This is a genomic window from Maribellus sp. CM-23 (assembly GCF_021354595.1).
Taxonomy (GTDB): Bacteria; Bacteroidota; Bacteroidia; order Bacteroidales; family Prolixibacteraceae; genus Draconibacterium.
This window is the reverse complement of record NZ_JADWYJ010000002.1, coordinates 695053-708730: the sequence shown is the minus strand read 5'-3', so window position 1 is coordinate 708730 and position 13678 is coordinate 695053. Positions and strand designations below refer to the sequence as shown.

The following is a 13678-nucleotide window of genomic DNA, read 5'->3' as shown; positions in this document are numbered from 1 at the left end:
AATCAGTTAATAGAAAAGATAATGCTATTGGCTACACTTTTTAGACTTTTGAGTGCCTTTTATATATGATCATTCGAATAACGGTGATAGACCATTAGTAAAGAATCAATTTAGATAAACCATTAAATTTTTGTATATGACAACCAAAATATTACCCTTGATAGGCTTCTTGCTGCTTGGGTTTGTTCCGATTGATAAGAAAAAAGAAGTTCGATTTGAGCAAGATCGTTTTGTAATTAGTTTTTGGTATGATCCTCCTGTTGATGATAAAATGGATATTCGTTATAAAGAAATTGCTGATGCTCATTTTAACGTTGTTATGGGAGGATTTGGTGCTAATACTGAGGCCAATGTGAGAAAACAATTAGAGCTTTGCAAAAAATATGGAATGGCTGCTATTGTTTCTCTTCCTGGTTTTGTTAAAGGAGCTACGGAAGGGAGAAAGGCAAGCGCAGAAGTAATGCGGCACGAAAGTTTTCCGGATTATGATGCTTGTTGGGGCTATATGCTTAGAGATGAACCTAGTTCGAAAGACTTTCCAAATCTAAGTTATATGGTCAACTATTTGAAAACGAATCGGCCAGGAAAGCTAGCTTTTATAAATCTTTTCCCTAATTATGCCTCTTCTGAACAATTGGGAACCGCAAGTTATGAAGAACATGTTACTCGTTTTGTAAATGAGGTAAATCCCGAAGTTCTCTGCATGGATCATTATCCATATATGGAGCCAGATATATCTGCATTAAACCTTGATCATACGAGTGACTGGGTACTGGATAAGGAGAATCCTTTAATAGAAAAAATTTCAAGAACAGGATATTGTGAAAACCTGGAAGTACTTCGAGAAGTTTCTATGAAAAAAGGAATACCATTTTGGAACTTTTTCAATGTTATGCCATTCGGACAGCATTCTGATCCAACAGAGGCTCAACTTCGTTGGCAGGTGTATACATCAATTGCATATGGGGCTAAGGGGATACTTTATTTCTGTTATCAAAGTCCATCTGGCTCACATGGAAGTATCTTTGAAAAAGGGGGAGCTATTCTTACCGTTGATGGGAGAAAAACAAGACACTACGAAGAAGCAAAGCGCATCAATCTTGGCATTAAAAATCTTGGAAATGTCCTAATGAACTTGGAAAGTACTGGAGTTTATCGGGTTTCCAGAAATGATAATCCAAATAAGATTCTTAAAGGAACTTGTATTACAGAACTGACAGAGGGAGATTATTTAATAGGTGAGTTTATTCATTCAGATGGACGAAGAGCAGTGCTTATCAATAATTATAGCTATGCTTATACTGCTTGGCCAACAGTTGTTTTTGATGCGAATCCGGAGGAGATAATTGAGATCGATCAAAATTCTGGATTAGAGACCACCATTATTGATGACAGCCCAGATATGGACGGATTACAGATTTCCTTAAATTCTGGCGCAGGGCGGTTATTTCTATTACCTCGAAAATAAATATGTTAAAAGGAATAAGTTATGCATAAAATAACAATTTTCATTTTAGTCATTTCATTTTCAATTTCGCTGTCGGCACAAATCTCATTGCCCAGATTATTTGCTGATGGCATGGTCTTGCAGCAACAAACAGACGTGGCTGTTTGGGGTAAAGCAGCACCCGGACAAAAGGTTGAAATTTTAGTATCCTGGTCTGATACGACTTATTTAAATATTGCATCAAAAGACAGCACGTGGCAGATTAAAATAAAAACACCTGAGGCATCATATGAGAAACATAATCTGACAGTTTCATCTGGTAAAGAGATGCAGTCACTTAATCATATATTAATAGGTGAAGTTTGGTTGTGCAGTGGGCAAAGCAATATGGCATTTCCATTGAGGGGAGCACCTAATCAGGGAGTTGATGGATCGCTTGATGCCATTGTTAATTCGGAAAACGATTATGTGAGATATTTTGGCGTTCAACAATTGAGTACACTCGAGGAACAAGATGAAGTGCAAGGCATCTGGCAAATAGCATCACCAAATACAACAGGCAGTTTTTCTGCAGTTGCTTATTTCTTCGCCCGAAAACTTCAGAAGACCTTAAATGTTCCCATCGGTATAATTGTTAGTGCGTGGGGAGGATCAAGAATAGAAGCATGGATGTCTAAAGAGTCCCTAACTCCATTCCGTTTTATTAAGCTGCCAGAAAATGAAGAGGACAATAAAGTGAAAATGCAAACTCCCACAGTTCTTTTTAATGGGATGCTCAATGGAATTACAGGATATGGTATAAAAGGTGTTTTGTGGTATCAGGGAGAATCAAACCGCGATATCTACAAACAGTATCCAGACCTTTTTAAAGCGATGCATAACGATTGGATAAAAAGATGGGACATAGGAGATTTTCCAATCTATTTTGCACAGATTGCTCCTTTCGCTTATGAAAATATGGATAAAGCACCTCATAGTGCATTGATGAGAGAAGCCCAATTAAAGATAGCAAGCAAACAGCCAAACACTGGCATGGTCGTTTTGTTAGATGTTGGTGATTCGCTTTGCATTCATCCTCCGAAAAAAAGAGAAGTTGGGGAGCGCTTTGCCTATTTGGCCCTGGGAAAAACCTATGGAATGGATTTTCTTGAATATCAGTCACCACAATACAAAAGCATTGAAATCAAGCAGGATAAGATACTTGTTTCTTTTGATTCTCCTATGGGAGTGGCATTTAATGAGAATGAAAGAACAGGGTTTGAAATTGCCGGATCCGACAAAAAGTTTTACCCCGCAGAAGTGCAATTTGATGTTCATTTCGATAACGTAGTTACTCTAACATCAGAAAAAGTGTCAGAGCCTGTTGCTATACGTTATGGGTGGAAAAATTATTTTAAGGCAACATTATTTGGTACAAATGGTTTGCCTGTATCATCTTTCAGAACAGATTCTTGGGACAATTAGTACAGGTTGTGTTTTTATTAGAGCATTTTATGTTAATTATTTTCCACGTATTTTTTGACCTGGAAGCCAAATTAAAGATTTAAGAATGAAGTTTTTAGTCATAGTTTTTTTCATCGCCTCGATTTTGTGTGTAAATAAAGGCGTAGCGCAAAAAGTAAACAGTTTAGAGAATGCTTGCTGGATTGGAGATGAGAAAGAGGAACCTAAATGTGATTCACTTTTGTATAGTGATGATCCAGCTCCGTTGTTTCGTAACGAATTTACTGTTAAAAATGGTATAAAAACCGCCAAGCTATTAGTTACGGCTGCTGGTTATTATCAAGCTTCTTTAAACGGTATTGATATTATGAATGGGGTTTATTGCGACCCGGCATGGACTGATTTTCGGAAAAGAATATATTATTCGGAATATGATATTTCAAAAGAACTGCAAGAAGGCATCAATTGTGTTGGAATTTCACTCGGAAATGGCTTTTATAATTCTCTTCCAATGAAGTTCTGGGGGAAATACAATCTCCGGGATTATCTGGCAACAGGAAGACCTGTACTTATTGCAAAAATAATAGTGGAGTATACCAGTGGTGAGGTTGAAGAATTTATTTCCGATAAAAGATGGAAATATAATTATGGGCCAGTTATCCGAAATAATGTTTATCTGGGAGAGGTTTATGATGCCCGAAAAGAGATATGTGGATGGAATCGGCCCGGTTACGATGATTCTTCTTGGAATAGTGCTGTTGTAAAAGAAGGACCAGGAGGAATTCTGCAAAAAACATTTTTTCCTCCTATTCAGTTGATAGGTATTAAAAAGCCTATAAAGATTATAGAATCCTCAAAAAATGTATTCCTAGTTGACATGGGAGAAAACTTTACAGGAACTTTTAAAATCAGAATGCATGGAGAATATGGAGATTCTATTTCATTTCGCTTTGGAGAAAGAATTTATGATGATAATACATTAAATCCGATGACAGCTGTTGCAGGTCAGATAAAGTCAAAAGGGATAGGTGGTGCAGGGGCCCCGGAAGTGGCTTATCAGGGGGGAATGTTTGTCTTTGGAGCTCAAAATAATATTGAATATTCTCCAATTTTTTCTTACCGGGTATTCCGTTATATTGAGATTTCCGGGTTGAAAAAAGCACCTCTCTTTGAGGATATTAGCGGATTAGTATTGGGGACAAATGTTATTAATGGGAATTACCTGACGACCTCAAATAATCTTATTAATTCAATACAGGAAGCAACCGTGCGAACATTTCTTAGCAATTTGATGAGTGTACAATCAGACTGTCCCGGGCGCGAGAAATTTGGTTATGGTGGAGATTTAATGGTTACAAGTGAGGCATTTGTGTGTAATTTTGAAATGGCAGATTTTTACCGTAAAGTTCTTTATGACTGGGTTGACGCCTGGCGTGATTCTGTTTTTATAGATGCAGCTCCTTATGTCGGATTACAGTATTGCGGATTAAATTATGAAGCTTCATTTTTCGAGCTGCAAAATAATCTTTTTATCTATTATGGAGATACTGCAATAATAAGAGATTTCTATGATTTTAATTTACAATGGATGGAAAAGGCTTCCCGTATTCATGCTAATGGAATAGTTGATAGAGGAATCAGCGACCATGAATCTTTGGTTAATGTACCGATACAACTATTAGGGACATGTGTGTATTTAAAGACTGCACAAACAATGAAAAAATTTGCCGCAATTATGGATGATCGCGAGAATAAAAAACGGTTTGCAAAGTTGGAAAATGAAATTAGAAACAAGCTAAGACATATGTATTGGGATGGCGGATTGAAAGAGGATATGATAATTAGACAATCGTACGAGGCTTCTATGTCCTATATTAATACATTGCCAGAAGAAGAAAGAGTTAGAGCGATTGAGAAATTAGATGATTCAAATGAGAAATACAATAAACAAACGTTTTATACACTGCTTTTAGAATGTGATATAATTCCGGAGGAGGATAAAGAGCAAGCAGTTTTCGAACTTATAAAGACTATTGATGATGCACCTTCCAAACACTTAACAACAGGAATTTTTGGAACGAAATATATTTTAGAGGTACTGTCTGAGTTGGGGTATGCTGATCGGGTATTTGATATTATCAATAGTACTGAGTTTCCCGGCTGGGGGTATATGATAAAACAAGGAGCAACAACTTTATGGGAGACATGGGAAGAAAGTGATGACATATATTCTAACTGTCATCCTATGTTTGGTTCTGTTTCTGCATGGTTTTATAGATATTTGATAGGAGTTCGTCCAGATCCTGATTCCCCGGGATTTAAAAAATTTGTTTTAAATCCACTTTTCCCAAAAGATATTCACTTTGTAAACTGTACCTACAATTCTCCTTTCGGGGAAATAGTTATTGGGTGGAAAAAGGACGATAGGCAATCTCTGTCTATGGAGATTACGGTTCCCAAAGGAACTACAGCAACACTAAGGTTACGGGAAGAGTATTTGAAAGGGATGAAAGTATATCAAAGGACGGAAGGCCATATGAGGAAGATGCAGCCAGAGCGCTGTTCTGTAAATGATATAGAGTTGCCAGAAGGCGAATTTTTAATTAAAATAACCTTATGAATAGAACGATGAAAGTTCAAAAGTTTCATCGTATCGAAGTTAAACTATACCAATAAAAAGGAGTTCAGAACCGGCAAATTTTAAGACTGATCGCCATTATTGATTAAAATAAGTCTGTTTTATCAGGTTAATTGGATATTTTCAACATCTTTAATAAGTATTCTTCAATTAGGAGATGGTTTTTGACAGTATTGAAGAAGTTGAATATTTAGTATTTCTTTTCATTCTACACCCCAAATCGTAAATATTCCAAGAGGGAGAAATCACTGATAAAAAAGAAATCTGTATTTTCGTGTTGGTCGGCTCTGCTGAAATTAGAATGATTCCTTTGATTCTGTTGGTACATGGCTCTGATAGACAGAGATGGATTTAATGCCACAGTAAAACGAGGGAATGCATTTTTTTAGTCGGCATTTTTGTGATTTAAACAAATATGTGATTGAGTTGAGGGAATATAACGAACATAACCTTAAGGCAATTAATCGTTTGAAAGAAGGTGACCTGCTTGCTTTCGACGAGATTTATTTACGTTATAGTAACCGACTGTTCTGCTTTGTTTTAAAGTTGATTAAACAGGAACAGGATGCCGAAGAAATAGTTCAGGAAGTTTTTTTAAAACTATGGCGGTCAAGAGACAAAATAGAGTTGCACACTTCTTTTGATTCTTTCTTATTTACCATTGCCTATAACCATACAATGAGTATGCTCCGAAAACGTATGAATGAGCAAAAATACCTTGATCATTTGGCTGGTTTGCAACATATTCCCGAAACAGATGACATCATCGATGAATTAACCTTTCAGGAAATTCAGGGCCGCTATCTTCACTTGCTCGAACGGTTGAGCCCACGGCAGCGGGAAGTATTTTTACTGAGCAGGGACGAAAAACTTACCTACAAAGAGATTGCCGGGAGGCTTAATATTTCTGTCAATACGGTAGAAATCCACATGAACAAGGCGCTTCGGTTTATGAAAGATAACATGGGAAAGTCGCTGGTGGCTAATTCATTATTCATTAGTCTTTTTATTTATTAAAAAATCTGCTCTTCGAATAGGGGTATTTCTTTTCTCAAGCGTATCACTTAAAAAGTAAGCCAAAAGATTGCACCGTTTGGGGCAGCCGGATGGGAATCTTTGGTAGTCGGAGTACCTTTTTAAGAAAATGAGAAAAGAATTATTACACAAGTTTTTAAATGATCAATGCACTTCTGCCGAATTAAAAGAAGTAATTGATTGGCTGAAGTCGAAAGGATGGAGTGTTGCCGTCGAACAGGAGTTGTATAACGAATGGAAAAATACGGACAACACCACTTCGAACCAAAATGCAAATGAACGTTTTAATCGTTTGCTCGACAAAATTCATCACAATATCAATATTGAACGTGCCACCTCCGTTCGCAAAACGAAGCGGAAAAAAGTGCTTAACTGGATTACGCAGGTCGCTGCAATAGCTATGCTTCCTATGTTGGCGTTTTTGCTGTACACTTTCTCGCAGCATAATTTTGAAATTAGCTCGTTGGTTGCGATGCAAACTGATACGCTGGAGATTATCGCACCTGTCGGATCAAAAACAAATTTTGTTCTTCCCGATGGGTCTCGGGTATTCTTGAATAATGGAAGTAAGCTTCGTTACCCGCTACGATTCATGGATAATAAGAGAGATATTTATTTAAGTGGAGAGGCTTATTTTGTTGTGGCTCATGACGAGGAACGGCCATTCAGGGTGAAAACGCGGGATTTAAACATAACTGCACTCGGAACGGAATTTAATGTATCTGCTTATACGGATGAAGTAAGCACCGAAGCAACATTGGTGGAGGGTAGCGTAGCGGTTGAGAAAGTACTATCGTCAGGAGAAACACAGTTTATCGGAGAAATGGAGCCAAATGAACAGATTAGTTATAACCGGGTAACGGATAAGGTGTATTCCCACCGTGGCGATATTGATAAATACATTGCATGGAAAGAAGGAAAACTGATCTTCAAAAACGAGAGCATCGAAGAAATCGCACATCGTCTGAGTCGTTGGTACAATGTGGATATTGAATTGACTGACAATCGGGTAAGGCAGTTTACTTACACGGCTACTTTGATCGATGAAACACTGCCGCAAGTACTGGAGTTACTTGAGATAGCTACACCGATCAGTTATACTATCCATCCCCGGAAAGAATTGCCTGACGGTACATTTATAAAACAGAAAGTAACCATCGGATTCAAAGAAAGAAAATAAAGCTTATTAACCTAACTTAATTGCCTATGTAAAATCTTCGCTAAAAAAAGGACAGGGCAATGCGCCAACACTGCCCTGTCAAGCATTAAAAAATCCCTCGCCAAAGGGAAGTTTCTAAACTTAAATCACGTCAAAAGTATGAAAAAAAATGAATTAGATTCGGTTTGGGAAGTTCTTAACTCCCAAGCACTAAAACTGTTGAAGATAATGAGACTAACTGTATTTTTTCTTCTGGTTTCAGCGCTAAGTGTTATTGCCGGAGAAACCTATTCGCAAACTAAACGGCTAAGCTTAGAGATGGATCAAGCTTCTATAAAAGATGTTCTTACAGAGATTGAAGAGCAAAGCGAGTTCTATTTTCTTTATAGTGAAAAGATGATCGATGTCGACCGAAAAGTTTCTGTTGATATTGATAATCAGGATATAAAATCTACGTTGAACATTTTGTTTGCCGGAACCAATGTGAAACATGTCGTGAAAGACCGGATCATTGTTCTTTCTTCAAAAGACATGTTGGGAGAGAGTGAAGCTTTGCTCCCTCAGGAAAATGTTGTACGGGGAAAAGTAAATGATTCGGGCGGACAACCAATGCCGGGGGTTACGGTAATGGTCAAGAACACAACGCGCGGAACAATTACGAATGCCGACGGGGAATATGTGTTGGCGGATATACCTGACGATGCCGTACTTGTATTTTCGTTTGTAGGTATGAGGACCCAGGAGATTCCTTTTGCCGGAAAGGCAAACATTACGGTTACGATGGCGGAAGAATCAATCGGGTTGGAAGAAGTAGTAGCCATCGGTTACGGTACACAAAAGCGGGTAAACCTGACCGGGGCAGTGGAGCAGGTAACCAGCGAAGTATTGGATAACCGGCCTTTGGCCAATGCTACGCAGGGTTTACAGGGGGCTGTACCCAACCTCAACATATCTCTTACGGATGGAAAACCAATGCGTTCGGCTCAGTTTAATATTCGCGGAACTACTTCTATCGGACAAGGTGGAAGTGCATTGGTGTTGATTGATGGAGTAGAAGGCGACCCGGCTATGTTGAATCCGAACGACATTGCCAGTGTTTCGGTATTGAAAGATGCGGCATCAGCAGCTATTTACGGGGCACGGGGCGCTTTTGGAGTGGTGCTCATCACCACAAAAAGAACCGATAAGCAGAGAACATCTGTTACATATAGCGGTAATTTTTCGGTAAAATCACCTACGGTTGTCCCTGAAATGGTGACCGATGCCTATGATTATGCTACCCGTTTTGTAGAAGCTTATTCAGCTTATTACGATTATGCCCGTACTCCTTCATCTTTTCATAAAGCAGTAAAATATTCGCAGGAGTGGTACGATAATATGGCCAATCACAGGCCAGGTTCGGGGCTCCCTGATGTGGAGGTTGGCAGCAACGGTGCATATCAGTATTATGCCAATACTGATTGGTACGATCTGCTTTACAAGGACCATACTTTTGCGACAGAACATAATGTGACCATGCAGGGAGGAGGTGAAAAATTCGATTTCATGGCTTCCGGACGATACTATGACCAGGGCGGTATATTCAACTACAACAGCGACGATTACAAAATGTATAATATGCGCTCCAAAGGGTCTGGCCAGCTGTATCAATGGTTGACGGTAGAAAACAATATGGAGTTTTCTCAAATGAACTATCACAACCCGCTTACGGTGGCTGATGGAAATGTTTGGTATGGACTGGAAAGCGAGGCTGAACCAATGAGTCCGATGTTTAATCCCGACGGAAGCTTAACAATGGCTGCCGCTTACAGTGTGGGAGATTTGTGGTATGGCAAAAATGGATCGGATACTGAAAAACGGGTATTACGGAATACAACTTCTTTCAAAACTACGTTTTTCGACAATACCTTGCGAATCAACGGAGATTTCACCTATGCAAATACCGACAGGGAAGAAAAAAGACGCAGGGTTCAGGTTCCCTACAGTTCCATTCAGGGAGTGACTGCTTATCTTGGATCTTCTACCAATGATTTTAGTAAAGCAACCTCTACTACCAAATATTTGGCTACCAACGTTTACCTGGAATACGAGAAGACCTGGAATGAGGCTCATTACGTGAAAGCAATGGTGGGGTATAACTACGAACAATCGGTATACGACTACCTGCGTACAAAAAGAAACGGGCTGATCTTTGAAGATGCAAACAACCTGAATTTAGCCAACGGAAACGGGATTGAAATTGCTTCCGACTATGAAAAATGGCGTATTGCCGGTGGTTTTTTCAGGGTAAACTACGCTTTCAAAGATCGTTATTTGCTGGAAGTGAACGGTCGTTTAGACGGATCTACCAAATTCCCGACCGATCAGCAATGGGCTTTTTTCCCGTCGGTTTCAGCGGGTTGGCGCATTTCAGAAGAGCCTTTCTGGAAGGTTAACAAGAAGCTTTTTTCCGATATGAAATTCCGCGTTTCCTACGGCTCGCTGGGTAACGGAAATGTGGCTTCTTATGCTTACCGCGAGTTGTTTTCAATTTCGCAGATGAGCCACCTCATGAACGGTATATTGAATCAACAAACCTCCTCTCCATCGATTATCCCCGACGGGTTGACATGGGAAACGGTTACCATGGCCAATATTGGCTTGGACTTTGGATCGTTTAATGGCCGGTTGCGTTTTTCCGGCGATGGATATATTCGCAAAACGGTTGATATGTTTACTGTGGGGCCGGAACTTCCCGCCTTGTTTGGGGCCACGGTTCCCTATGGAAACTATGCTGATATGACTACCAAAGGTTGGGAATTGTCGCTTTCGTGGCGCGATAAGTTCGTTGTTGCCGGAAGTCCGTTAAATTACGATGTACGGTTCACGATGGCCGATCATACTTCGAAAATTGACAAATACAATAACCCGGAAAAAAACCTTGGTAATTACAACGATGCCCGTACAAACTATTACGAGGGAATGACCATTGGCGAAATATGGGGATATGTAACCGAAGGATTTTTTACTTCGGAGGAGGACGTCGCAAACCATGCATCGCAGAAGCTTTATTTTGCATCCAACTCAGGCAAATGGCTGCCGGGCGATATAAAGTTTAAAAATCTGAACGATGATGATGTAATTAGTTACGGTACCAACAAAGTAAAAGACCCGGGTGATCGGAAAATAATTGGTAACTCAACTCCGCGTTATACCTACAGTTTGAATTTGGGAGCTGACTGGAAAGGCATTTTTGTTTCGGCATTTTTCCAGGGAGTGGGTAAGCAGGATTGGTGGCCTGGAACCGACAATGCGTTGTTCTGGGGGCAATATAACCGTCCGTATAACAATATCCCAAAATCAATGTTGGGTGAAATCTGGTCTGAAGATAATCCCAATACTTATTTCCCGCGCTACAGAGGATATGTTGCTTTGCAGGGTACCCGCGAACTTTCGGTGGTTCAAACACGGTATTTGCAGAATGTGGCTTACATCCGTCTGAAAAATCTTCAGATAGGATACAGTTTACCCAAAGATTTGATTGCTCCAGTAGGTATGCAGGCTGCCCGACTTTATCTTTCTGCTGAAAATCTATGGTGCTGGTCTCCGTTGTACAAGCGCACCAAAAACTTTGATGTTGCCAATATCTATGGAGAAGACAGAGAGGCCAAATCGGCAGCTAATGATGGAGGTAAGAATTCGATCATAAGCAATGGCGGACAAGCGTATAATTATCCTGTGCTAAAAGGTATCAGTTTAGGATTATCATTAACATTCTAAATTTAAACACATGAAAAAAATACTATATACAATATTAGCCTGTGCTGTTTTATGGGCATGCAATATGGAAGAAATTCCTGAAGCACAGATCTCCGTAGAACCTGTATTTGGAAGTGAAACGGGACTTGAGATGTATACCAATTCCTTTTACGAGGTTCTTCCGACCAGAACAACCCAATATACGAATTCGTATTATATCGCTGTGAACTCGGTGATCAAATATCTGACTGAGAATGGTTTTAGTGCGCAGGAGAGCAGTGGCTGGAATTGGCGGACATTACGCAATATCAATTATTTTATTGCCAATTGCGACAACGAATCGGTTCCTGTTGCCACGCGAAATAATTACCTGGGTATCGCCCGTTTTTTCAGGGCTTACTTCTATTTCGACATGATGAAGAGGTTTGGCGATCTTCCCTGGGTAGGCCATCCACTGGATGTTAATGACCCTTTGCTTTACAGTGCAAGAGATTCCCGTGCGCTGATTGCCGATTCGATCAAAGCCGACCTGAATTTTGCGATTGCACATATCAGTACAGAGAAAGATGCTACCTGCTCAACAATTACCAAAACGGTTGCTGCTGCCCTGAAATCCAGGGTTTGCCTTTGGGAAGGAACGTACCGGAAATATCAGAGTGAAGCCGGTTTGCAGTCAACGGCCAATCAGTGGCTTCAGGAAGCTGCCGATGCTGCACAGATCGTGATGGACGAAGGTTACTCACTTTATACTGGCGGTGGTGTTGAGAATTCTTACCGGGCTTTATTTGTCGCAAAAACTCCTCTCTCTTCTGAGGTGCTTTATGCCGTGACATTTGATAGTGATTTGGGAGTGGTTCATTCGGGCAACCGGCAATGGACATCAGTAACGTTTGGATCTTGCCCCAGTTTGGTGCGTCCTTTTGTTCATACCTATCTAAAACTGGATGGCACACCTTTTACAAACGATGCCGATTATGCAACTAAATCCTTTGTGGAAGAATGTGAAAATCGTGATTATCGTTTGTCTCAGACAATTCGCACTCCCGGTTTTACACGTGTATCCGGTGGGGCAGTTGTTCCCACGGCGCCGGATTATGCATATGCAATTACCGGGTACCAAACCAGCAAATTTACGCTGGATGACACCCAATACGACAATGTGGATGTTTGTGATAACAATGTTATTCTGTTTCGCTATGCCGAAGTGCTGTTAAACTATGCCGAGGCGAAAGCCGAACTGGGAACACTTTCAGACGGGGATTGGGCCCAAACGGTTGGTGCTTTGCGTGCCCGGGCAGGAATAACAGGCGGGCTTACAACAAAACCCAAAACGGTAGATCCGTATTTGCAGGGCGAATTTTTCCCCGGAATAACAAATCCTGAAATACTGGAAATCCGGAGAGAAAGAGGTATTGAGCTTTCTTTTGAAGGATTTGAATGGTCGGACGTATGTCGGTGGGGAATAGGTGAGCAACTAACAAAAGATTGGGAAGGTATTTATATTCCTGAATTTGAGGTTCCCTATGATATGAACAGCGACGGAAAGCTGGATGTTTGTTTCACAAAACAATTAAATCCAACTGATAAGGTTGCCGGGGTTTATTATCTCTACGTGGGAGAAAAACTCGCTAACGGAGCAAATAACAACTCCCAGATTGCGGACGACGGGCATACCCTGGTTTTTATGAAAGACCAAAAAAGGACCTGGCATAACAAACTTTATTTTTATCCGATTCCGGCCAACGATTTGGTGATGAACCCCAATTTAGGGCAGAATCCAGGCTGGGAATAAAGCTTTCGGTTTGAATGTCTGATTCTAAAGCCAATGTCTGACAGTTTATGAGATGTGGCTTAGCATAAAAAAAAGCGCTTAAAACATTTGTTTTAAGCGCTTTTTATGTGCCCAGGACGGGACGATTTTGTATTTTCTTTTGCACTTTAAATCAGTTTCTTACACGTGTCTTAAATTTTTGTTCTCGATAAAGTCTCTCTTTAATTTCAACATAACAATATTCTGAATCAAAGATATGAAATTTGAAATAGAATTGTAATTGTAGAGAGATTCGAGCCTGTTCCCATTAAGATTTTTATATCAGCGATTCACTGAATTCGGATTTTACGGGTCCTTGTTTAGTTCACAACTAAAGAAGTTTTTTTTACTCATATAAAAGTAGATAAAATTGAAAGTAAGAACAACGAGTTCTTGAAAGGAGTAATT

At 39.9% G+C, this 13678-nt stretch carries 7 protein-coding genes; all 7 read left to right on the top strand.

Features of this window, described 5'->3' with window-relative positions; genetic code table 11:
* Window positions 1-136: 136 nt before the first annotated feature.
* Entirely contained in the window at window positions 137-1468 is a 1332-nt protein-coding gene (locus INQ51_RS10215) for a hypothetical protein (RefSeq protein WP_233377873.1), read from the top strand.
* A 21-nt stretch (window positions 1469-1489) separates the two neighbouring features.
* A complete protein-coding gene (locus tag INQ51_RS10210) occupies window positions 1490-2911 on the top strand; it encodes a sialate O-acetylesterase (RefSeq protein ID WP_233377872.1) in 1422 nt (473 codons plus the stop codon).
* An 85-nt stretch (window positions 2912-2996) separates the two neighbouring features.
* Window positions 2997-5510 (top strand): family 78 glycoside hydrolase catalytic domain, encoded by a 2514-nt coding sequence (locus INQ51_RS10205; protein WP_233377871.1) that lies wholly within the window; start codon window positions 2997-2999, stop codon window positions 5508-5510.
* A gap of 393 nt (window positions 5511-5903) precedes the next feature.
* Window positions 5904-6545: an RNA polymerase sigma-70 factor gene (locus INQ51_RS10200; protein ID WP_233377870.1), complete on the top strand. Its 642-nt coding sequence runs from the start codon at window positions 5904-5906 to the stop codon at window positions 6543-6545.
* Between the two features lie 127 nt (window positions 6546-6672).
* Window positions 6673-7743 (top strand): FecR family protein, encoded by a 1071-nt coding sequence (locus tag INQ51_RS10195; protein ID WP_233377869.1) that lies wholly within the window; start codon window positions 6673-6675, stop codon window positions 7741-7743.
* Window positions 7744-7950: 207 nt separating this feature from the next.
* On the top strand, window positions 7951-11481 hold the full coding sequence (locus INQ51_RS10190) for a TonB-dependent receptor (RefSeq protein WP_233377868.1): 3531 nt from the start codon (window positions 7951-7953) through the stop codon (window positions 11479-11481).
* A gap of 10 nt (window positions 11482-11491) precedes the next feature.
* Window positions 11492-13252 carry a RagB/SusD family nutrient uptake outer membrane protein gene (locus tag INQ51_RS10185; RefSeq protein WP_233377867.1) on the top strand — a complete coding sequence of 587 codons (1761 nt, stop codon included), beginning with the start codon at window positions 11492-11494 and terminating at the stop codon, window positions 13250-13252.
* Window positions 13253-13678: the final 426 nt, after the last annotated feature.

Excerpts from the sequence above, each read along its gene's own strand:
- INQ51_RS10195 (WP_233377869.1), top strand. The coding sequence starts at position 6,673 with ATGAGAAAAGAATTATTACACAAGTTTTTAAATGATCAATGCACTTCT.
- INQ51_RS10205 (WP_233377871.1), top strand. The coding sequence starts at position 2,997 with ATGAAGTTTTTAGTCATAGTTTTTTTCATCGCCTCGATTTTGTGTGTA.
- INQ51_RS10190 (WP_233377868.1), top strand. The coding sequence starts at position 7,951 with ATGAGACTAACTGTATTTTTTCTTCTGGTTTCAGCGCTAAGTGTTATT.
- INQ51_RS10210 (WP_233377872.1), top strand. The coding sequence starts at position 1,490 with ATGCATAAAATAACAATTTTCATTTTAGTCATTTCATTTTCAATTTCG.
- INQ51_RS10215 (WP_233377873.1), top strand. The coding sequence starts at position 137 with ATGACAACCAAAATATTACCCTTGATAGGCTTCTTGCTGCTTGGGTTT.
- INQ51_RS10185 (WP_233377867.1), top strand. The coding sequence starts at position 11,492 with ATGAAAAAAATACTATATACAATATTAGCCTGTGCTGTTTTATGGGCA.
- INQ51_RS10200 (WP_233377870.1), top strand. The coding sequence starts at position 5,904 with ATGCATTTTTTTAGTCGGCATTTTTGTGATTTAAACAAATATGTGATT.